General features: G+C 57.3%; 20 protein-coding genes. 9 read left to right on the top strand and 11 right to left on the bottom strand.

The annotated features are described in order from the left end of the window. Positions 1 to 123 precede the first annotated feature (123 nt). The 8 genes from OSH04_RS13890 to OSH04_RS13855 all read left to right on the top strand — a co-directional run bounded on the left by OSH04_RS13890 (position 124) and on the right by OSH04_RS13855 (position 8,547). The gene (locus OSH04_RS13890; protein WP_060186617.1) at positions 124 to 1,647 is read left to right on the top strand and encodes an acetyl-CoA hydrolase/transferase family protein; all 1,524 of its coding nucleotides are present in this window, start codon (positions 124 to 126) and stop codon (positions 1,645 to 1,647) included. A 146-nt stretch (positions 1,648 to 1,793) separates the two neighbouring features. After that, on the top strand, positions 1,794 to 2,429 hold the full coding sequence (gene leuE / locus OSH04_RS13885) for a leucine efflux protein LeuE (protein WP_026485490.1): 636 nt from the start codon (positions 1,794 to 1,796) through the stop codon (positions 2,427 to 2,429). Between the two features lie 63 nt (positions 2,430 to 2,492). Beyond that, positions 2,493 to 3,479, top strand: a complete 987-nt coding sequence (locus OSH04_RS13880; RefSeq protein WP_009454851.1) for a diaminopimelate dehydrogenase — start codon at positions 2,493 to 2,495, stop codon at positions 3,477 to 3,479. Between the two features lie 134 nt (positions 3,480 to 3,613). Next, on the top strand, positions 3,614 to 3,805 hold the full coding sequence (locus tag OSH04_RS13875) for a YqaE/Pmp3 family membrane protein (RefSeq protein ID WP_009454854.1): 192 nt from the start codon (positions 3,614 to 3,616) through the stop codon (positions 3,803 to 3,805). 86 nt (positions 3,806 to 3,891) lie between these two features. After that, positions 3,892 to 5,478 (top strand): ABC transporter ATP-binding protein, encoded by a 1,587-nt coding sequence (locus OSH04_RS13870; protein ID WP_266108700.1) that lies wholly within the window; start codon positions 3,892 to 3,894, stop codon positions 5,476 to 5,478. After that, positions 5,465 to 6,526 carry an ABC transporter permease gene (locus tag OSH04_RS13865; protein ID WP_026485492.1) on the top strand — a complete coding sequence of 354 codons (1,062 nt, stop codon included), beginning with the start codon at positions 5,465 to 5,467 and terminating at the stop codon, positions 6,524 to 6,526. The genes OSH04_RS13870 and OSH04_RS13865 overlap by 14 nt, the downstream gene beginning before the upstream one ends. Continuing rightward, on the top strand, positions 6,526 to 7,443 hold the full coding sequence (locus OSH04_RS13860) for an ABC transporter permease (RefSeq protein ID WP_009454860.1): 918 nt from the start codon (positions 6,526 to 6,528) through the stop codon (positions 7,441 to 7,443). Before OSH04_RS13865 ends, OSH04_RS13860 begins: the two co-directional genes overlap by 1 nt. A gap of 24 nt (positions 7,444 to 7,467) precedes the next feature. Further along, positions 7,468 to 8,547: a BMP family ABC transporter substrate-binding protein gene (locus OSH04_RS13855; RefSeq protein WP_009454862.1), complete on the top strand. Its 1,080-nt coding sequence runs from the start codon at positions 7,468 to 7,470 to the stop codon at positions 8,545 to 8,547. Between the two features lie 229 nt (positions 8,548 to 8,776). Here OSH04_RS13855 and OSH04_RS13850 read toward each other — a convergent pair whose 3' ends face one another. Together OSH04_RS13850 and OSH04_RS13845 are read right to left on the bottom strand one after the other, a co-directional pair. Continuing rightward, a complete protein-coding gene (locus tag OSH04_RS13850; protein ID WP_035273323.1) occupies positions 8,777 to 10,183 on the bottom strand; it encodes an MATE family efflux transporter in 1,407 nt (468 codons plus the stop codon). Positions 10,184 to 10,186: 3 nt separating this feature from the next. Continuing rightward, positions 10,187 to 10,624, bottom strand: a complete 438-nt coding sequence (locus OSH04_RS13845; protein WP_035273402.1) for a PaaI family thioesterase — start codon at positions 10,622 to 10,624, stop codon at positions 10,187 to 10,189. A 145-nt stretch (positions 10,625 to 10,769) separates the two neighbouring features. Here OSH04_RS13845 and OSH04_RS13840 point away from each other — a divergent pair, with 145 nt between their 5' ends. Continuing rightward, on the top strand, positions 10,770 to 11,261 hold the full coding sequence (locus tag OSH04_RS13840) for a copper chaperone PCu(A)C (protein WP_009454874.1): 492 nt from the start codon (positions 10,770 to 10,772) through the stop codon (positions 11,259 to 11,261). A gap of 66 nt (positions 11,262 to 11,327) precedes the next feature. On the opposite strand, the gene OSH04_RS13835 is transcribed toward OSH04_RS13840, so the two are convergent. The 9 genes from OSH04_RS13835 to OSH04_RS13795 form a co-directional block, all read right to left on the bottom strand. Beyond that, entirely contained in the window at positions 11,328 to 12,134 is an 807-nt protein-coding gene (locus OSH04_RS13835) for an alpha/beta fold hydrolase (protein WP_266108699.1), read from the bottom strand. 90 nt (positions 12,135 to 12,224) lie between these two features. Then, positions 12,225 to 12,914 carry a tol-pal system protein YbgF gene (gene ybgF / locus OSH04_RS13830; protein WP_022983212.1) on the bottom strand — a complete coding sequence of 230 codons (690 nt, stop codon included), beginning with the start codon at positions 12,912 to 12,914 and terminating at the stop codon, positions 12,225 to 12,227. Between the two features lie 216 nt (positions 12,915 to 13,130). Continuing rightward, positions 13,131 to 13,634 carry a peptidoglycan-associated lipoprotein Pal gene (gene pal, locus OSH04_RS13825; RefSeq protein ID WP_009454878.1) on the bottom strand — a complete coding sequence of 168 codons (504 nt, stop codon included), beginning with the start codon at positions 13,632 to 13,634 and terminating at the stop codon, positions 13,131 to 13,133. Between the two features lie 34 nt (positions 13,635 to 13,668). Continuing rightward, positions 13,669 to 14,979, bottom strand: a complete 1,311-nt coding sequence (gene tolB, locus OSH04_RS13820) for a Tol-Pal system beta propeller repeat protein TolB (RefSeq protein ID WP_009454880.1) — start codon at positions 14,977 to 14,979, stop codon at positions 13,669 to 13,671. A 15-nt stretch (positions 14,980 to 14,994) separates the two neighbouring features. After that, positions 14,995 to 16,113 carry a cell envelope integrity protein TolA gene (gene tolA / locus OSH04_RS13815; protein ID WP_266108697.1) on the bottom strand — a complete coding sequence of 373 codons (1,119 nt, stop codon included), beginning with the start codon at positions 16,111 to 16,113 and terminating at the stop codon, positions 14,995 to 14,997. 50 nt (positions 16,114 to 16,163) lie between these two features. Further along, complete coding sequence (gene tolR / locus OSH04_RS13810) at positions 16,164 to 16,610, bottom strand: protein TolR (protein WP_035273311.1); 447 nt, start codon at positions 16,608 to 16,610, stop codon at positions 16,164 to 16,166. Beyond that, complete coding sequence (gene tolQ / locus OSH04_RS13805; protein ID WP_009454887.1) at positions 16,610 to 17,284, bottom strand: protein TolQ; 675 nt, start codon at positions 17,282 to 17,284, stop codon at positions 16,610 to 16,612. Before tolQ ends, tolR begins: the two co-directional genes overlap by 1 nt. 2 nt (positions 17,285 to 17,286) lie before the next feature. Then, positions 17,287 to 17,712 carry a tol-pal system-associated acyl-CoA thioesterase gene (ybgC, locus tag OSH04_RS13800; RefSeq protein WP_035273401.1) on the bottom strand — a complete coding sequence of 142 codons (426 nt, stop codon included), beginning with the start codon at positions 17,710 to 17,712 and terminating at the stop codon, positions 17,287 to 17,289. Positions 17,713 to 17,778: 66 nt separating this feature from the next. Further along, positions 17,779 to 19,515 (bottom strand): proline--tRNA ligase, encoded by a 1,737-nt coding sequence (locus OSH04_RS13795; RefSeq protein WP_060186622.1) that lies wholly within the window; start codon positions 19,513 to 19,515, stop codon positions 17,779 to 17,781. Between the last annotated feature and the right edge of the window lie 38 nt (positions 19,516 to 19,553).

Genomic DNA, 19,553 nt, shown 5'->3' with positions numbered 1-19,553 from the left:
CAGCCCCTATTTTTAAAGCGTGATGTCGTTCTGTTGCGTGAAGATTTCGCCTGGCGCTTTCGGCCCTGGCTCCTTCCGAAAGCAACAACAGGTAGATCAATGACACAGAGACAGGAGCACACGATGTTCAAGGATCGCATTCGTTCCCCCGAATTGGAAGGCAAAGTCATGACCGCTCAGGAGGCAGTCGCCTTCTTCAAAGACGGGATGAATGTCGGGATGAGCGGTTTTACCCGTGCAGGGGACTGTAAGGTCATGCCTCGTGCATTGGCCGAGCGCGCCCAGACCGAGCAATTAAAACTGAATGTGGTTACCGGCGCTTCGCTGGGTAATGATAGCGACGGCATGATGGCCGAGGCCGGTGTGCTGGCCCGCCGCTCGCCGTTTCAAGTGGACTCGGTGCTGCGCCGTCATATTAATGAAGGCAAGGTCCTGTTTACCGATCAGCACTTGTCCCTGACGGTGGAGCACATGCGTTCGGGCAACCTGCCCGCCATCGACATCGCTGTCATTGAAGCGGTTGCCATTACTGAAACCGGCGCAATTGTGCCGACAACATCGGTAGGTAATTCGGCCAGTTTTGCCCAGCAAGCCAAACAAATCATTGTTGAGCTGAACCTGAGCATGCCAGTGGAAATGGAAGGCTTGCACGATATCTATGTGCCCGAGGCTCGCCCCAACCGTCAGCCTATTGAACTGACGGATGTGGACCAGCGTATTGGTACCACCGCCATTCAGGTGGATCCTTCCCGCATCGTGGGTATTGTGGTGACCGATGCTTTGGACAGCCCCTCCAGCGTGCTGCCACCTGATGAAGAAACCCAGGCAATTGCCGGGCACATTATTGAATTCCTGAAAGGCGAAGTAGACGCTGGCCGTATGAGCCACTCCTTGCTGCCCTTGCAGGTGGGAATCGGTACGATTGCCAATGCCGTCACTTACGGCCTGCTGGATTCTCCCTTCACCGACCTGAAGATGTACTCGGAAGTCTTGCAGGACAGCGCGATTGCCATGTTGGACTCCGGCCAACTGAGCTTTGCCTCGGCTTCGTCCTTGACGCTGTCTGCTCCCAAGATGGCGCAGTTCCTGGAAGGCCTGGAAAACTACCGCGACAAGCTGGTGCTGCGTCCACAGGAAATTAGCAATCACCCTGAGCTGGTGCGTCGTCTGGGCATTATCGCGATCAACACCGCCCTGGAATTTGATATCTACGGCAACGTGAACTCCACGCACGTCTGTGGCACCCATATGATGAATGGCATTGGCGGTTCCGGCGACTTCGCCCGTAATGCGCACCTGTCCATTTTTGTCAGCAAGTCCGTCGCCAAGGATGGCGCCATCTCCAGTGTGGTGCCTATGGTGTCGCACGTCGACCACTGCGAGCATGATGTGGCCGTGCTGGTCTCCGAATGGGGCCTGGCTGATTTGCGCGGTTTGGCTCCTCGTGAACGTGCCCGCGTCATCATCGAAAAATGTGCCCACCCCGACTACCGTCCTGCTTTGCTGGACTATCTTGAGCGCGCCAGCCAACGTGGCGGTCATACGCCCCACATTTTGGAAGAGGCCTTGTCCTGGCACGTTCGTTTCCAGCAAGAAGGCACCATGAAACAGGAGCAGTTCCAGACCCAGGAACTTGCGACTGCGTAGTCCATCAGGTCTGGTAATGCGTAGCCGAGTCAGTCCGGCAGCGTAGACCTTACAAATTGACCTGATCGCCCCTGGCATTCCACCCGTGCCAGGGGCATTTTTTTAGCGCTAAAATTGCGGATTCTGCTGCGTTTAGCGAGGCCGGCGTGTTCGAACAAATCGGTATTGTCAATTTCTGGGCCTTTGTGGTGGGTACGGTGTTTATCGTGCTTTTGCCCGGACCCAATTCTTTATACGTCCTGGCCAGTGGCGCCGGACATGGCGTGCGCGAAGGCTATAAAGCAGCCTTGGGCGTGGTCGTGGGCGACGGCATTTTGATGACGCTGACGGCCCTGGGCGCTGCCTCGCTGCTCAAGACGCTGCCCATGTTGTATATGGGCATACGCTGGCTGGGGGCTGCCTATTTGCTGTATTTGGGTGTGCGGCTGTTACAGTCGGCCTTCAGGCAAGGCGGCCCGGTTCAGTCTGTGGACACGCGCTTGCGTCACGAAACCCGCTTTCGCAAGGCCTTGCTCCTGAGTTTGTTGAACCCCAAGGCCATCTTGTTCTTCCTGTCCTTCTTCGTGCAATTTGTGGACCCGTCCAAAGGTCACACGGGCCTGGCCTTTATGTTGCTGGGCCTGGTGGTGGAACTGATCAGCATTTGTTATTTGTCTTTGCTGATTTTTGGCGGAGATCGCCTGGCAGGAATTTTCCGACGCCATCAGCGTCTGTCCCGGATGGGCAATGGCTCGGTGGGGCTGCTGTTCATGGGCTTTGCCGCCCGTATGATCAGCGACTAAGCCAGTTGATTCAGAGCGCAGCAGTTCTGACAGCACTTATTTATCAGTTTTAAGGAAAACACCATGAGTAGCAAAATCCGTGTCGGTATTGCAGGTTACGGCAATTTAGGGCGAGGCGTAGAGCTGGCCCTGGCACAAAACCCGGACATGGAGCTGGTCAGCGTTTTTACTCGTCGTGACCCTGCTTCCCTGCGTCTGCAAAGTGCAGGCGTGCCCGTGCGCGCCCTGGACCAGATCGAACAGTACCGCAATGATATTGACGTGCTGATTCTCTGTGGTGGCTCTAAAAATGACCTGCCCGAACAAGGCCCGGCCTTGGCCCGCTGGTTCACAACGGTAGACAGCTTTGATACCCACGCCCGTATCCCTGAATACTACGAAGCCGTGGATGCCGCCGCCAAAGGCGCAGGCACGACCGCCTTGATCGCGGTGGGCTGGGATCCAGGCCTGTTCTCGCTGAATCGCTTGTATGGCGAGTGTGTCTTGCCTGTTGGCCAGACGTACACCTTCTGGGGCAAAGGCTTGAGCCAAGGCCACTCCGATGCCATCCGCCGTGTGGCCGGTGTAGCCGGTGGTGTGCAATACACCTTGCCTATCGAAGCAGCGGTACAGCGTGTGCGCAACGGGGAGCAGCCCGAGCTGAGCACCCGTGAAAAACACAAGCGTCAGTGCTTTGTGGTCCTGGAAGAGGGCGCCAGCGCCGACGCCGTACGTGAAGCCATTGTGACCATGCCCGATTACTTCGCGGACTACGACACGGAAGTCAACTTCATTGACGCTGAAACCCTGGCACGCGATCACGCGGCCATGCCACACGGTGGTTTTGTGATTCGTAGCGGTCAGTCCGGCGCGGGTTCGCAACAAGTGGTTGAATACGCCTTGAACCTGGGCAGCAACCCGGAATTTACCTCCAGTGTGCTGGTTGCCTATGCGCGTGCGGCTTACCGCATGAACCAGCAAGGTCAAATCGGTGCCCAGTCCGTGCTGGACGTGGCTCCTGGCCTGTTGTCGCCTAAATCGCCTGCGCAATTACGCAAAGAATTGCTGTAAATCCTGGTTTCAGGCTGCGGCCCGGCTCAGCTTGCCTGAGTCGGGCCGCAGGTCTTGCTGGTTTGCGCACAAATGATTCAGTCGGTCAATAAAGGGTAAAATAGCGCCCATTCCTCACTAAATTGAGTGTTCTCATGCGCTTATTGATCGCACTGCTCCTGCCCTGGTTGGTCTTTTTCACGATCGGTCGGCCTGTAGCGGGCATTATTTGCCTGATTTTGCAGTTGACCGTCATTGGATGGATACCGGCCGCTATTTGGGCGGTATATTCTCTTAGCCAATACAAAACTGACAAGAAAATCGAGCAAGCCCTGGGCAAGCGTTAAGCCCTAGGTTTTCCTTCCTTTTTGCACGTCTGAGCAGGCCATGATGCGCTTGCTCGGGCGTTTTATACTTTTTTGCTGATACAGCCATGACCCTATCGTCTCCCGTGGGCCATTCTTCTGAGTCCGGTGAGCAAACGGTATCCGTAGACCCCAAGGCTGTGCCACGCCTGGAACTTCGCAATATCACCAAGGCCTATCCGGCGGTGGTAGCCAACGACAATATTTCCCTCTCTATCCTGCCGGGGCAGATTCATGCCGTGCTGGGGGAGAATGGCGCGGGTAAATCCACCTTGATGAAGATCATCTACGGTGTGGTCAAACCCGATCAGGGCCAGATTCTGTGGGACGGCCAGCCCGTCCAGATCAGCAGTCCGGCGGCGGCCCGACAGTTGGGCATCGGTATGGTGTTCCAGCATTTTTCCTTGTTTGACACCCTGACTGTCACGGAAAACATTGCATTGGGTCTGCCTGCTTCGACCAATATGCAGGAGCTGGCTGGTCGAATTAGTGAAACGGCCAGTCAATATGGTCTGGATCTGGACCCCCAACGTCATATCCATACTTTGTCCGTGGGCGAATGCCAGCGGGTTGAAATTGTGCGTGCCTTGCTGGGCAAGCCCAAGCTGCTGATTCTGGATGAGCCAACCTCGGTATTGACCCCACAGGCAGTACGCCGCTTGTTTGGCACTTTGCGTCAACTGGCTGCTGAGGGTTGCAGCATTGTCTATATCAGCCACAAGCTCGATGAAATCCGTGAGCTGTGCAATGCCTGTACGGTCATGCGTATGGGCAAGGTCACCGGCTATTGCGACCCTCGCGAAGAAACCACGGCCAGCCTGTCGCGCCTGATGATTGGTGCCGAGCCTCAGTCTCTGGGTGAGCGCAGCATGCAACAAGGCGGGACGCTCTTGCAGGTGCGTAATCTGCAGTTAAGCAAATCCCATCCTTTTGCCTGTGAATTGCAGGATGTCAGTTTTGATCTGCACCAGGGCGAAATTCTGGGGGTGGCCGGTATTTCCGGTAATGGTCAGCAGGAGTTACTGGCTGCCTTGTCAGGTGAAGATACCCGCGCACGGGCAGACATGATTTTGCTGGATGGTCAGGCGATTGCCCAATGCGATGCGGCTTGGCGACGAGATCAGGGCATGGGCTTCGTACCTGAAGAACGCTTGGGACGCGGTGCTGTGCCGGAATTGTCATTGGCTCAGAACCTGCTGCTGTCTCATCAGAACCCGGAAACGGTGAAGCGCGGTTTTCTGCGTTTTCCCAGCATTCGCCGTCTGGCAGGCGGGATTATCAAGCGTTTCCGCGTCAAGACTTCCAACGAGCAGGCCGCTGCCAACAGCCTATCAGGCGGGAATCTGCAAAAATACATTATTGGCCGTGAGGTCACCCGTCAGCCTCGCATTCTGGTGATTGCCCAGCCAACCTGGGGGGTGGACGTAGGGGCTGCCGCCCAGATCCACGCCGAGCTGCTGGCCCTGCGCGATGCGGGCTGTGCCTTGCTGGTCATCTCTGAAGAGCTGGATGAATTGTTTGCGATTGCCGATCGCCTGATTGTTATCTCCAAAGGTCGTATGTCTCCCTCTATTCCCGTGGCGCAAGCCAGTGTTGATCAGATTGGGCAATGGATGAGCGGTTTGTGGGAGGAGGGTGAACATGCTCAGGCTTGAGACTCGTGCCACGCCCTCTACCTTGATGGCCTGGTGCTCCCCTTTGCTGGCTGTCTTGCTGACCATGGTGGTCGCCGGAACCTTGTTCTGGTCGCTGGGCAAGAACCCTCTGGCGGGCTTGAACGTATTTTTTCTGGAGCCTTTGCGTGACCTGAATGGTTGGGCTGAGGTGGGCGTCAAACTGGTGCCCTTGCTGCTGATCTCGGTCGGTCTGGCCATCTGTTTTAGAGCCAATATTTTCAACATCGGGGCGGAAGGGCAGTTGGTGATGGGCGCCTTGGCAGCCGGGGCCTTTATTCTGCAAGTGGACGATGGCGATAACGGTGGTTTTTTCCTGATTACCGTGGCTTTGGCCTGCGGTATGCTGGGCGGCATGGCCTGGGCTGCTATCGTGGCTTTCCTGAAAGATCGCTTCAATGCCAACGAGATTCTGGTGTCCCTGATGCTGGTCTATGTGGCCCAGCACTTGCTCAGCTATCTGGTACACGGTGCCTTGCGCGATCCCGATGGCTTTGGTTTTCCGCAGTCCAGCCTGTTCTCGGACGGCTTTTTGTTGCCCGCGGTCTTGCCCGGCACGCGCTTGCATAGCGGTATTGTGCTGGCAGTGATCGCGTCGGTGGCGGCCTGGCTTTTCCTGACACGCAGCATGGCCGGTTTTCGCTTGCGCGTGGGGGGTATGGCCCCATTGGCTGCTCGCTACGCCGGTTTTTCCTCCCGTAAAGCCTTGTGGAGTTCCTTGCTGATTTCGGGGGCATTGGCCGGTCTGGCTGGTGCAGCGGAAGTCATGGGCCCGGTTGGGCAACTGACTCCTTCGATTTCTCCCGGCTATGGTTTTGCGGCCATTATTGTGGCCTTTGTGGGGCGACTGCACCCGCTGGGACTGATTTTTTCCTCTTTTGTGATGTCCTTGCTCTATATCGGTGGGGAATTGGCCCAAAGTCGTTTGGGCTTGCCCAATGCGATTACTGGCATTTTCCAGGGCATCCTCTTGTTTTCCTTGTTGGCTTGTGACGTGCTCATCACCAAGCGTTTGGTCTGGAGAAAGTAATGGACGCGATTGCACCTTTGCTCGCCGCAACCATCAACGCAGGCACCCCTTTGCTCCTGGCAGCCTTGGGTTTGCTGATTAATGAAAAGTCGGGCGTCATCAATCTGGGCTCGGAAGGCATGATGCTGATGGCGGCCATTGTGGGCTTTGCGGTGGCCGTGCAAACCGGTAGCCCTGCTTTGGGCTTTGTGCTGGGCGCGGTGGTTGGCATGGTCATGGCAGCCGCCTTTGCCTGGCTGACCGTCTGGCTGGGCGCGAATCAGGTGGCTTGTGGTTTGGCCCTGTCCTTATTCGGGGTAGGGGCCTCGGCCTATATTGGCTTGCCCTTTACCGGCAACTCCCTGGTCGTGACCAAGCTGTCCATTCCCGTGCTGAAAGATATTCCCCTGATCGGGCCTGCTTTTTTCCAGCAGCATTACATGGTCTATGTGTCCTGGGTGCTGTGTATTGCCGTGGCCTGGTTCCTGACTCGTACCCGCTCCGGTCTGGTGCTGCGCGCGGTGGGTGAATCGCCTGCCTCGGCGCACTCGCTGGGCTACAACGTGCGCTACATTCGCCTGGGTGCCTTGATGTTTGGTGGTGCCTGCTGCGGTCTGGCCGGTGCCTTCATCTGTCTGGTTTACACGCCCATGTGGGTCGAGAATATGGTTGCCGGGCGCGGCTGGATTGCGTTGGCGCTGACGACGTTTGCAACTTGGCGTCCCTGGCGCGTCATGCTGGGCGCTTACTTGTTTGGTGGGGTCACGATCCTGACCTATCATGCGCAGGCTCTGGGTGTTCCGGTAGCCTCGCAATTGCTGGCCATGATGCCGTATCTGGCCACGATTATTGTGCTGGTTTTAATTTCCCGAAACGCTAACTGGATCAGGTTGAATATGCCTGCATCGCTTGGCAAAAACTTCAATCCCAACAACTAGAGGACTGACATGACTGGAAACTTTATGCGCAAGGCTCTTTTGGCCGCTGCCATCGCTTCCCCCCTGGCCGCCTTGCCTGTGTCCGCTCAGGCAAACGATCAAGAACCCCTGAAAATCGGTTTTGTGTATGTCAGCCCTATCGGTGAAGCCGGTTGGACTTGGCAGCAAGACATTGGCCGTCGTGAAATGGAAGAGGCCCTGAAAGGCCGCGTGGTCACTCAGTACGTAGAAAACGTGCCTGAAGGTGCAGACGCAGAGCGCGTCATTCGCGATCTGGCCCAGCAAGGCAACAAGCTGATCTTCACCACTTCGTTTGGCTACATGAACCAGACGCAGAAAGTGGCCAAGCAGTTTCCAGACGTGAAGTTCGTGCACTCCACCGGCTACAAGACGGCTCCTAACGTGGCCACCACCAACGCCCGTTTCTACGAGTCCCGTTACCTGGCTGGCGTATTGGCCGGCAAGATGACCAAGTCCAATGTGGTCGGTTACGTGGGTGCTCACCCCATTCCTGAAGTGCTGCAAGGCATCAACGCCTTTGCCATCGGTTTGAAGAGCGTGAACCCCGAAGCCCAAGTGCGCGTGGTTTGGGCCAATAGCTGGTACGACCCAGGTAAAGAGCGTGACGCAGCGGTCACGCTGCTGGGACAGGGCGCGGACGTGGTGACTCACCACACCGACTCCACCGCCACCGTGCAAGCGGCTGAAGAAGCTGGCAAGTACGCGATTGCCTACCACTCCGACATGAGCAAGTTCGGCCCTAAAGCTCAACTGGCTGCCGTGACCCACCACTGGGGTGATTACTTCACTCGCAAAGCCACTGAAGTTCTGGATGGCAAATGGCAGAACGACAGCACCTGGGGTGGTCTGAAGTCCGGTATGGCTGCTTTGGAAGGCTTCGGTCCTGAAGTGCCGGCTGACGTGAAAGAGTTCGTTCTGGCCAAACAGGCCGAGATCGTGGCTGGCACACTGCAACCCTTTGCCGCTCCTATCAAGGACAACGATGGCAAGGTGCGTCTGGAATCCGGTTTCCTGGATGACGATGCCTTGAACCGCATGGATTACTACGTGGAAGGCGTGGCCAGCAAACTGCCCAAGCAGTAAGCTGCCCCGCAGTCTGTAGATAAACAAAGCCCCGTGTCGGACTCTCCGACACGGGGCTTTGTTATAAGTGGCCCGTGTGGCTTTTCAGGCTGCTGCTGGGATCAAGCCCGAGCTTGTTCGGTGTTTGTTCCGGGGCTGGTTTGTCATCCGTTCAGGAAGACAAAGCTGACGCACAGAGCTGCAATACAGAGTCGCCATGCAAAATTGATCTATGGAACCGACCTCAGAACTATGCTGCCTGTGCAGGCCGCTTGCGGCCCAAGCGTGTCGATGCCCGCATCCAGCGCAGCGTCATCAGCACGGCAACTACGGACAAACCTGTCACCAGCCCGATCCAGATTCCCATCCCACCCATATTGAACTGGAAGGCCAACAAAGAGCCCGTAGGAACGCCCAGCACCCAATACCCTAGCAAGGCCAGCAGCATGGGTATGCGCGTGTCATGCAGGCCGCGTAGCATCCCTGCAGCCACGGCCTGAGCACCATCACTGATCTGAAACAGCGCCGCCAGCGCCAGGAAGGTAATGGCCAACTGAATAACGGCCTGGTTTTCGGCGACATCCAGATCCAGAAACAGGCCAATCAGGGTCAAGGGGGCGAACCAGAATACCAGAGCCGCCAGCCCCATGAAGCCCACCCCCAGAATGTAGGAAATCCAGCCGGCACGGCGGGCACCCAAAGGATCGACCCGGCCTGCAGCCAGCCCCACACGGATAGTGGCAACCTGACTGAAGCCCAAAGGAATCATGTAGGACACCGAGCAGATCTGCATGGCAATCGCGTGTGCGGCCAGATCAGATTGCCCCAGTACGCCCATCATCATGACGGCGGCGTAAAACACCAGGGTTTCCAGGGTGAAGGTAATCGCAATGGGGATGCCCAGCGCCCACATTTTCCACAGACGCTTCACACTCCACTGCCAGGCATCGTTGAACAGGTAGTAGCGTCGGAAGCGCGGATCGCGCAGTACCACCCAGCTTAAACCTGCGAACATGAAGATGCTGGACAAGGTGGTGGCCAGACCTGCGCCTGCCAGTCCCATGGCGGGCATGCCCAGATTGCCAAAGACCAGGAGCCAGCCCAGCACGGCATTGATACCGATCGCGGTGATGGCCACCGCCAAAGTCCATCCCGGCTTTTCCATGGCGGCCAAGAAGGAGCGCAGCACGATGTAACCCAGATAGGGCAGCAAAGCCCATTGCAGGGTGTGCATATAGGTCACCGAGCGCGCCGCGACAACGGGGTCCTGGCCCATCATCAGCAAGATATGCTCGGCATTCCACAACACAATCCAGGCAGGCAGGGTAATCAGTAAAGCCGTCAGAAATCCGTGACGGATGATTTGCTGGGATTCGCGTACATTGCGCAGTCGTCGGCCCAGCGTTGTGGCCAGCATGGGAACGACAGCGGACACCAGCCCCATGCTGAAAATCATGAAGGCCTGATACAGACTGGCGGACAGTGAACCGGCAGCCAGCTCATCAGGGCCCAGTCGGCCCATGTAAATCAGGTTGGTTGCCAACAGGCTGACTTGAGCCAGGTTGGTCAGAATCAGAGGGCCGCCCAATCGCAGGGAGGATTGCAGCTCCGCCAACCAGAGCTGGCTCGGGCTGGTAGTTTGAGACTTTGCAAACATGGTTTATTTGGCGCGAGGCAGGGACCAGGTGCTGATAACTTGTGCGACTGCCGGGCCACCGTTGGCCGGTTCCAGCAGCACATCGCCCGCGCAGGTACGGCCGGTCTTGTGAATCCGGGCATGAGCCAGAATATCGCCGGGAGGGGCCTTGCGCAGGAAATTGATGGTCAGGCTGGAGGTGACAGCATCGGGGTTGCCCGTGGCTCCGACTACAGCGGCATACAAGGCCAGATCAGCCAGCCCCATCAGCATGGGGCCTGCCACCATGCCGCCCATGCGCTGGTGGGCGTTGCGCTCGGGCAAGCGCAAACAGGCGTTGTCGTGGCCTATGTGGACAACATCAATACCCAAAACGGCGGCAAAGGGATGCAGACGCTCTAGAAGATCACGAAACTGGACAATATCGATTTTAGGCTCGGGTGCAGAGTGTGTGCTGGTCATGACGTCGTCACTGAAAAGAAGGCCGTTGTAAGAAGGGCATACTGGCTGGTACTGTATCAGATCGTCCCGCGTATCGGGGTAGTTCGGCGCCCGGCTGTTCAGGACTGGACCCATTCCAATCGATCAACAAGAAGCGAGGAGCATCATGAAACGCAGCGCAATTGTGTTTGCCTTGAGTTTGCTGGCATCAACCGGCACCGTGATGGCACAGGGGCATGGAGGCCATGGTCATGGCACGCCCGAACCGGTACGCGCCTTGAGCACGCAGGTCCATGCCAGCCAATGCTGGGTGCGCATGATGCCCGAGCCCACACCTTCCGCCGCCTATCTGGAACTGGAGAACAAGGGTGAGCAGTCCGTAGCCGTGACAGGAGCCAGCTCATTGTCCTTTGGGCATGTGATGTTGCATCAAACTAGCGAGAGCGAGGGGATGGCGCGCATGTCGCATGTCTCCGAGGTGGAGATCCCGGCAGGGGGAGTATTAAGCCTGAAGCCGGGGGCTTTCCACGTGATGCTGGGTCAGGCCAAAGAAGACTTGGCCCTGGGGGAGCGCATTATCTTGAGCATTCATCTGTCGGACGATACTCAGGTCCAGGCCGAGTGCGAGTTGCGACCTGCCAAGACACAGGCTTATTAAACGTAATTAGCGTTTGGATAGAGACTGGGAACTGGCCGCTGGATGCGGCCAGTTTTGCATTGGGCTTCAGGCTTGCAGCGCGTCCAGTACCGCCTGGTTGAACGCCTTGGGATTGGCCAGATTCATACCGTGGGCAGCCAGCGGGATGCGATGCATCTGGTTTTCGCGTCGGTGCTGACGAATGATGTCCATGCAATGGTGATAGCGTGTGGGGCTGTTTTCGCCTGTGATGAAACTTAAGGGCGCCTTCATCTGCTTGAGCCACTCCAGGTCCGGACCTTGATTGGGCTCTTGCTGCTGATCCAACATGGTGTGGGCGTTGTCCTGAATCATCTCGCGGAACCAGCGTGTCATTTGCTTCCACGTCCCCGAGCCATTGACCGTATCCACAAACAAAGCCATGGCACCATCGCGGTCGCCCTGTTCCAGGCGTTCGGCCACTTGCTGGAACAAGGGAGCATAGGAGTAGGCACCGGGAGTCGGAAAGCCGGGATCCGCCAGGGTCAGGCTGGCCACCTGCTCGGGCATTCTTTGAGCCAGCAGCAGGGCTACATGACCACCGCGAGAGTGCCCCACGATATGCACTTTCTCATCAGGAATATGCTGATCCAGCAGGGCCTGCAGGTCCTGGGCGTGTTGCGCCGTACTGAAGTGGCCGGGGCTGGGTGCTCCGGGCCAGTAGGAGCGCAGGCTGGGAGCCAGAACCCGATACTGGGTAGCAAAGGCGGGGATCTGCCAGCGCCAGTAGCGCCAGTCGCACAGGGAACCGTGGATCAGCAAAACGGGTGCGCCTTGTCCCTGATCCACAAAGGTGTGGCGATAGCCTTGCGCGGTCAGTTCAAGCGTGGAGAAATCGGCAAAAGGGTTTGTCATGGCAAGCAGTAGAGGTCAGGCAAGGATGGGCCACCTGAAAAAAACAGACCGGGTCTGAACCCGGTCCTTGTGGCACTGCGCGCTGGGTGATTATTCCAGCAATTTCAAGCGGCTGCGCGCGGTCTCGGCTGCCTCGGATTGTGGGTAGTCCTTGACGATACGCTGCAAGGTGGTTTTGGCACCGCTCAGATCGTTCAGTTCGATCTGGCTGGAGGCTGTCACCATCAGGGCATCAGCCGCGCGTGGGCTTTGTGGGGAGGCCTTCACAAAAGCCTGGAGTTTCTGAATGGAGGTCTTGAAGCTTTTGACAGCGTACAGGCTGCTGCCTTCGTAAAAGCGCACTTCGTCAGCCAGAACGCTGGATGGGTAGGCGGCCAGAAAGCCGGCAAAGGCATCGGCGGCGGGCTTGTATTGGCCAGCGCGGTAAGCGTCCATGGCACTATCAAAGACGGCTTGTTCTTGTGGGTCGGCGGCATGAGGGCTTTGCTGGCCGGGAGCCGGGCTATTGGCCTGGCCTTGGCCGCTGGCTTGCCAGCTCAGTTTTTCTACCTGGCCGCGCAGCGACACCACTTCGGAGCGCAGGGTATCAATTTGATCAGCCAATTGCAGGCGAGCCTGGGTGTTTTGCTCGTTCATCTGACGAATTTGCTGCCGCAGCTCCAAAATGGCGCGTCGGGCCTCGTCATCGGCAAAGGCCTTGGCCGGCAGGCTGGCGAACAGGGCGGCCGTAGCGAACAGGGCAACGGTCGCGAGACGAAAAGGCTTTTTATAAGCGTGCATAGTGAAGTCCGTTAAAAAATGTGCATCCGCAATGCGCAGGCTCCTCACCTGCCGGTTTCCCCTCTGTTGGGGGCTGTGATCTGGGGGCTTTGTGCCGGCCTGGCGAGCCCGCTGTCCAGCATAACGAATTTTCAGTGGATCGGGCACAGCGCCGATAAAAAACGCCGCGGCGTTAACAACCGCCACGGCGTCGGAACCACTTGGTCGATGCAGAAATTATCGTTGGTAAACGATGTCTGCGCGACGGTTTTCAGCGTAATCAGCTTCGGTGTTACCCAATGCTTTTGGACGCTCTTTACCAAAGCTCACAGCTTCGATCTGGCTGTTGCTTACGCCCAGCAGACCCAGCATGCGTGCCACGGCGTCGGAACGACGCTGACCCAGAGCCAAGTTGTACTCGGCACCACCGCGCTCGTCGGTATTACCTTCGATGCGTACGGTTTGCTGAGGATGGCTGCTCAGGTACGAAGCGTGCATTTCTACCAGGCCACGGTACTGGTCGTTAACCACGTAGCTGTCGTAGTCAAAGAACACCGAGCGTTGTTGTGCCAGTGGGCTTTGAGGGTTGAAGGGGTCCATGATCTGGCCTGCGCTGGCAGAGTCCGATCCTGTACCGCCGGTTGAACCGGAGCCAGATTGATCCAGAGGAACCGAGCTGCAAGCAGCAAGGGCGGCAGCCATAACGGCGAGGGTAAGACTTTTAAGAATGCGCGAGCTCATTTGAATTCCTTTTGAAAAAGAGTCACACAGGATGTCAGTTGGTAAATGGTCCCCAGGTGGGTTCGCGTACTTTGCCATTCAAAGACGAGAGGGTCTGACGAACGCGACCGTCCACGGATGTCACAGCTAGGACACTGCGGCCCCCCTGAACAGAACTATATAAGATCTGCATCCCATTAGGGGCGAAACTCGGAGACTGATCGTCGGGACCTGTCGTCAGCAGTTGCTCAGCTCCTGATGCCATATCTTGAGTGGCAATTCGGAAAGCACCGTTTCTGCGTGTGACGTATACAAGCCTAGTACCGTCTGCAGAGACCTCCGGTGAAATATTGTAACTCCCGTTGAAGGTAATGCGCTGTGCATCGTCACCACCCAGGCTTACTTTGTAAATATTGGGAGCGCCACCACGATCGCTCACAAATACAAGGGAGTTGCCATCGGGCATAAAACTCGGTTCAGTATCGATCAAGGGAGAACGCATCACGCGGCGCAATCCGGAGCCGTCCGTATTTAGCGTGTAAATCTGCGAAATACCGTCTCTGGAGAGCACAACAGCGACCTGATTGCCGTTGGGAGCCCATGCGGGACTACTGTTATTACCCTTGAAATTAGCTAACGGTTCGCGGTGACCGGTGGCCAAAGTTTGCACATATACAACAGGTTTGTCGTTTTCGAAGCTCACATAAGCCAGCTTTTTACCGTCAGGAGACCAAGCTGGGGAGATGATTGAGTGTCGAGAACGCAACATTACTTGCGGATTTTGCCCGTCCGCGTCAGCAATTTGTAACTCGTAGTTGTTGCCTGTTTGCAACACGTAGGCCAGTCGAGTCGAAAAAACACCGCGCACGCCGGTAATTTTTTCATAAATCCGGTCTGCAATCTGGTGGGAAATACGGCGCAGTTCTTTTTCACTGCCCGCAAAAGCCACCCCATCCAGTTGTGTTTGACGGACCGAATCCACCAGGCGATAGCTGATGGAATATTGGCCGCCGGTCTGGGCAACCGAACCATAGGCCAGGTAATCGGCACCGCGATTGCGCCATTCGTCGTAGGCAATCGTGCTTTCTGCATTCAGACCAGCACCAGTGGCATTGATCAATTGGAATTGACCCGAACGGGTCAGGTCGGCACGGATAACTTCAGCTAGCGATTGGCTGGCTGGGTTGTCAGCAAAATCGGCGATCGCGATGGGGTACTGGGTAGCACCCACACCCGATATATCGACCCGCAGTTGGGCCTGGGCCGGTTGGCTGGCGAACATGCCAGCGGCCAGGGCAAACGCTCCAGTGGCCGTGGCGCGCCAATGACGACCTAAGGTCGCCAGGGCTGGGGTAGCGGCGGTCATTATGCAATCTCCTGATTAATCGAACATGCGGTATTCGCCATCAATATACGATGGATACTGCCCGCTAGGCGGTTTGGGGAAAGGGCTGCAACGGGCAAGACCCTTGGATACGGCATCATCGAACTGCGCGATGCCGGACGATCGTTTGATTTGAACGCGGTTAGGCGTGCCATCGGCATTCAGGTCCACGCGGTACTGCAGTGCAGGGTTGCCACGTACTTCAGAGCGGGCAGGGGTGCTGTAGACCACGCCAGGCTGCACGCAAGCGCGCACCTTGGCGGCGTAGCCACCGTCACCACCACCGCCTCCGGCCTGGTTGCGGTCTGCTGTACCACCGGCACGTCCGGGGGCACCTTCACGCATGGCACGGCGGAATGCTTCTTCCTTGGCCTTGCGCTCGGCATCGGCACGGGCTTTGGCGGCGGCCTCGGCACGGGCTTTACGTTCCGCGTCTGCTTTGGCTTTAGCTTCGGCATCCGCCTTGGCTTTGGCTTCTGCATCGGCTTTGGCCTTGCGTTCGGCATCGGCCTTGGCTTTCGCGTCGGCTTCTGCTTTAGCCTTGCGCTCTGCGTCTGCCTTGGCTTTGGCTTCAGCTTCAGCTTTTTCCTTGCGTTCCTGTTCCTGCTTTTCCTTTTGTTCGCGTTCGCGACGTTCAGCAGCTAGCTTGTCCTGACGCTGTTTCTCCTGACGCTCCTGTTCCAGCTTTTCTTCACGCTCTTTCTTCTCGCGTTCCTTGCGAGCCTGCTCCAGGGCGATTTCGGGATCAACCTCAGGTTCAGCAGGTGGGGTGACCTTTTCAGGCTCTGGAGGCGGCTTGGCAGCCTGAGGAGGTTCAGGTTTGGGCTCGGGCTTGGGTTCTGGCTCTGGAGCCGGCTCAGGCTCAGGCTGCGGCTCGGGTTCGGCCTCGGGGGCTTCGGGATCAGCATTGACGGCCGCATCGGGTGCGACACCGTCCATCCACAATTCGACCTGCACCGCATTGGGGGTCTTGGGCGCAGAAAAAAGGGCTCCCGCCAAAATGGCGAGCAGCAACAGCCCGTGCAGACCCAGGGCGATGAGCAAGCCGCGCCGATCTTCCTTTTGCTCAGGCGAGCGCAGCGCCTGATTGCGGGTATTGCGTGTTCTGTGCTTCATTCAGTTCAGGTTTTTCGCGCCGGACGGCGAGCACGCTATCCGGCCAGAGGTTATTTGCGAGCGTCAGGATCGCTGTTGCGATCGACGATCAGACCCAGGCGGTTAATGCCATTGGAGCGCAGTTCATCCATCAAGCCCATGACGGTCTCGTAGGGAACCTTGCCGTCGGCGGCAATGACAACCGGGCTGTCGGCCTCCATACGCGAGCGCACTTCATTGAGCAGTGTGGACTTTTCGATGTTCATGAACTCGGAGCCCGCATCGCGCAAGCGAATGGCCAGTTTGCCGTCCTTATCAACCTGGATTTCCACCGGCTTGGCAGGCACTTCGGAGGCTTGGCCTACCGAAGGCAATTCCACCAGACCGGGGGTAATCATGGGAGCGGTGACCATGAAGATCACCAGCAGCACCAGCATCACGTCGATATAAGGGACGACGTTGATTTCATTTTTCATGCGCCGGCCGTGACGGCCGGTGCTTCCACGCATCGATGGCATCAGTTCACCTGCCGCTGCAAGATGTTCAGGAATTCGTCGATAAAGCTGTCAAAGCGGATCGAGATACGATCGAGCTCGTTGGTAAAGCGGTTGTAGGCAACCACGGCAGGGATAGCGGCAAACAGACCGATAGCTGTGGCGATCAGGGCTTCGGCGATACCGGGAGCCACCGAGGCCAGGGTGGCCTGCTGCATGCCGGACAAACCGATAAAGGCGTGCATGATCCCCCAGACGGTACCCAGCAGCCCGATGTAAGGGCTGACCGACCCGGCAGAGGCCAGGAAGTTCAGGTGTGTTTCCAGTGTGTCCATTTCGCGCTGGTAGCTGGCGCGCATGGCACGGCGTGGACCGTCCAGCAGGGCTGGGCCCGAGCTTTGGCTGCGACGGGCCTTGATGAATTCGGTCATGCCGGCTTCAAAAATACGGGCCAGTGCACCGTGTTCGGCGCGACGCGAGGAAATGGATTGCTGAAGCACGGCCAGATCGCCACCTGCCCAGAAGTCGTCCTCAAAGCGGCGGGTCTGTTCCAGCGTGCGTTTAAGTGCAGCCCGTTTACTGAAGATATAGGCCCACGAGAGAATCGAGATTCCCAACAGAATCAGCATGACAAGCTGAACGGGAATACTGGCATCGAGAAGTAGCGAAATCAGCGACAGGTCGCTAGTAGCTTGCATGGTCAGTCCTGAACCTTTTCCAAGAGGGTACGTAAATCAGAGTCCAGCTTGCTTGGACGAAGCGTGTTGGCGTCAACGCAAACAATTTGGATGGTGCTTTGGCATAACAGTTCCTCACCTCGCAGGGCACCTTGTTCGAAATGGATGGTAGCCGAACCCAGCTGGGTAATACGGCTGCGCACCGAGATCAAATCATCGAGCCGGGCAGGTTTGAGATATTGTATTTCAACCTTCTTGACTACGAACAGGCGTTGATTCTGCTCGGCCACATCGGATTGGTTTACGCCCAGGTTCCTGAGCCATTCTGTGCGCGCACGCTCAAAGAATTTCAGGTAGTTGGCGTAATATACGATCCCCCCAGCGTCGGTGTCTTCGTAATATACGCGAATATCAAGCCGAGCCTGGGTGTCCCACTTGTCATTAAGCATGTCGTTCGTAAAAGAGTTTATGTTGACGGGCAGGGCATGGCGCACGGCCAGCCCTGCTTGGAGTCCTTACAGCGTGGCCAAACGCTCCAGGCTGACCTGGGCAATCTGGTCCACCGGCACGTTGGTGCTACTGGCGTCACGGCGTGCCTGCATTTCAACCATGCCTTCTTTCAGGCCGCGCTCGCCAATGGTAATGCGCAGTGGCACACCAATCAGCTCCCAGTCGGCAAACATGATGCCGGGGCGGGCGTCGCGGTCGTCCAGAATGACATCCACACCTTGCTCTTTGAGCTGGGTGTACAGATCAGTAGCAGTCTGACGCACAGCATCGCTTTTGGTAAAGCCGATCGGGCAGATCACCACTTCGAAAGGAGCTAGGGCACGAGGCCAGATCATGCCGCGTTCGTCGTGGTTTTGTTCAATGGCAGCAGCGGCAATACGGCTGACGCCAATGCCATAACAACCCATTTGCATGACAGCCGGTTTACCATCAGTTTCCAAAAAGGTGGCGTTCAGCTTCTTGGAGTAGACATCGCCCAGGAAGAAAACGTGACCCACTTCAATGCCGCGCTGGATGGCCAGCTTGCCGCCTTCGGGGGCTGGGTCGCCGTGAACCACGTTGCGCAGGTCTGCCTTGATGGGCTCGGGCAGGTCACGACCCCAGTTCACGCCCGTGTAGTGGAAGCCTTCTTCGTTGGCACCGCACACAAAGTCGCTCATGTTGGCTACGGTCAGGTCGGCAATCACTTGCACAGGCTGACGGGTGCCGATCGGACCGAGGTAACCGGGCTTGCAGCCAAAGGTGGCCACAATTTCCTCTTCCGTGGCCAGACGGTGGCCTTTTTCAAAGCCGGCCAGCTTGGAAACCTTGATGTCGTTGACTTCATGGTCGCCACGAACCAGCAGCAGGTGGACGGTGCTCTTGGTCTTGCCGTCTTCTTCGACGTCCGTTGCCAGCACAACCGACTTGACGGTTTGGCTCAGGTCACAGCCCAGGAATTGGGCCACCAGTTCACACTTGGGAGCATCAGGCGTGGCGGTCTTGACCAGGGCTTGGCCAGGAGCGGCACGCTCGGCCAGCAGGCAAGGGGCGGGAGCCAGCTCGATATTGGCAGCGTAGTCGGTGTCAGGGTTGTAAACCAGCAAGTCTTCGCCGGTATCGGCAATCACCTGGAATTCATGGCTGCGCGAACCGCCAATGGAGCCGGTATCAGCGGCCACGGCACGGAAGTTCAAGCCCAGGCGCCCAAAGATGCGCATGTAGGCGTCGTACATATTGTCGTAGCTGGCTTGGGCGTCCTCGGCATTGCGGTCGAAGGAGTAAGCATCCTTCATGGTGAATTCGCGGCCACGCATCAAGCCAAAGCGGGGACGGCGCTCGTCACGGAATTTGGTTTGAATGTGGTAGAAGTTGATGGGCAACTGGCGCCAGCTGTGGATTTCGTTGCGGGCAATGTCCGTGATCACTTCTTCGGAGGTAGGCTGCAGCACGAAGTCGCGCTGGTGGCGATCCTTGATTCGCAGCAGTTCGTCACCATATTTTTCCCAACGGCCCGACTCTACCCAGAGTTCGGCAGGCTGGACGACTGGCATCAGCAGCTCAATGGCGCCGGAGCGGTCCATTTCCTGACGGATGATGTTTTCAATCTTGCGCAGCACGCGCAGGCCCATCGGCATATAGGTATAGATACCGCCGGCGGCTTTACGGATCATGCCGGCGCGCGTCATGAGCTGGTGGCTGGCAACTTCGGCCTCGGTAGGCGCTTCTTTCAGGGTATTAATGTGATACTGGCTAGCATGCATGGTAGGGAACTCGTCAGGTACGTATAATCAGATCTAAT

Source organism: Alcaligenes nematophilus, from assembly GCF_026344155.1.
Taxonomy (GTDB): Bacteria; Pseudomonadota; Gammaproteobacteria; order Burkholderiales; family Burkholderiaceae_B; genus Alcaligenes; species Alcaligenes phenolicus.
This window is presented reverse-complemented; position numbering and strand designations above follow the sequence as displayed.

What these genes read in the sequence shown, in the direction of transcription:
- OSH04_RS13855 (WP_009454862.1), top strand. Translation starts at nt 7,468, where the DNA reads ATGCGCAAGGCTCTTTTGGCCGCTGCCATCGCTTCCCCCCTGGCCGCC.
- tolB (WP_009454880.1), bottom strand. Translation starts at nt 14,979, where the DNA reads ATGACCGCCGCTACCCCAGCCCTGGCGACCTTAGGTCGTCATTGGCGC.
- ybgF (WP_022983212.1), bottom strand. Translation starts at nt 12,914, where the DNA reads ATGCACGCTTATAAAAAGCCTTTTCGTCTCGCGACCGTTGCCCTGTTC.
- OSH04_RS13870 (WP_266108700.1), top strand. Translation starts at nt 3,892, where the DNA reads ATGACCCTATCGTCTCCCGTGGGCCATTCTTCTGAGTCCGGTGAGCAA.
- OSH04_RS13880 (WP_009454851.1), top strand. Translation starts at nt 2,493, where the DNA reads ATGAGTAGCAAAATCCGTGTCGGTATTGCAGGTTACGGCAATTTAGGG.
- OSH04_RS13835 (WP_266108699.1), bottom strand. Translation starts at nt 12,134, where the DNA reads ATGACAAACCCTTTTGCCGATTTCTCCACGCTTGAACTGACCGCGCAA.
- OSH04_RS13845 (WP_035273402.1), bottom strand. Translation starts at nt 10,624, where the DNA reads ATGACCAGCACACACTCTGCACCCGAGCCTAAAATCGATATTGTCCAG.
- tolR (WP_035273311.1), bottom strand. Translation starts at nt 16,610, where the DNA reads ATGCCATCGATGCGTGGAAGCACCGGCCGTCACGGCCGGCGCATGAAA.
- OSH04_RS13795 (WP_060186622.1), bottom strand. Translation starts at nt 19,515, where the DNA reads ATGCATGCTAGCCAGTATCACATTAATACCCTGAAAGAAGCGCCTACC.
- ybgC (WP_035273401.1), bottom strand. Translation starts at nt 17,712, where the DNA reads ATGCTTAATGACAAGTGGGACACCCAGGCTCGGCTTGATATTCGCGTA.
- OSH04_RS13860 (WP_009454860.1), top strand. Translation starts at nt 6,526, where the DNA reads ATGGACGCGATTGCACCTTTGCTCGCCGCAACCATCAACGCAGGCACC.
- OSH04_RS13850 (WP_035273323.1), bottom strand. Translation starts at nt 10,183, where the DNA reads ATGTTTGCAAAGTCTCAAACTACCAGCCCGAGCCAGCTCTGGTTGGCG.
- tolA (WP_266108697.1), bottom strand. Translation starts at nt 16,113, where the DNA reads ATGAAGCACAGAACACGCAATACCCGCAATCAGGCGCTGCGCTCGCCT.
- OSH04_RS13865 (WP_026485492.1), top strand. Translation starts at nt 5,465, where the DNA reads ATGCTCAGGCTTGAGACTCGTGCCACGCCCTCTACCTTGATGGCCTGG.
- OSH04_RS13890 (WP_060186617.1), top strand. Translation starts at nt 124, where the DNA reads ATGTTCAAGGATCGCATTCGTTCCCCCGAATTGGAAGGCAAAGTCATG.
- pal (WP_009454878.1), bottom strand. Translation starts at nt 13,634, where the DNA reads ATGAGCTCGCGCATTCTTAAAAGTCTTACCCTCGCCGTTATGGCTGCC.
- tolQ (WP_009454887.1), bottom strand. Translation starts at nt 17,284, where the DNA reads ATGCAAGCTACTAGCGACCTGTCGCTGATTTCGCTACTTCTCGATGCC.
- OSH04_RS13840 (WP_009454874.1), top strand. Translation starts at nt 10,770, where the DNA reads ATGAAACGCAGCGCAATTGTGTTTGCCTTGAGTTTGCTGGCATCAACC.
- OSH04_RS13875 (WP_009454854.1), top strand. Translation starts at nt 3,614, where the DNA reads ATGCGCTTATTGATCGCACTGCTCCTGCCCTGGTTGGTCTTTTTCACG.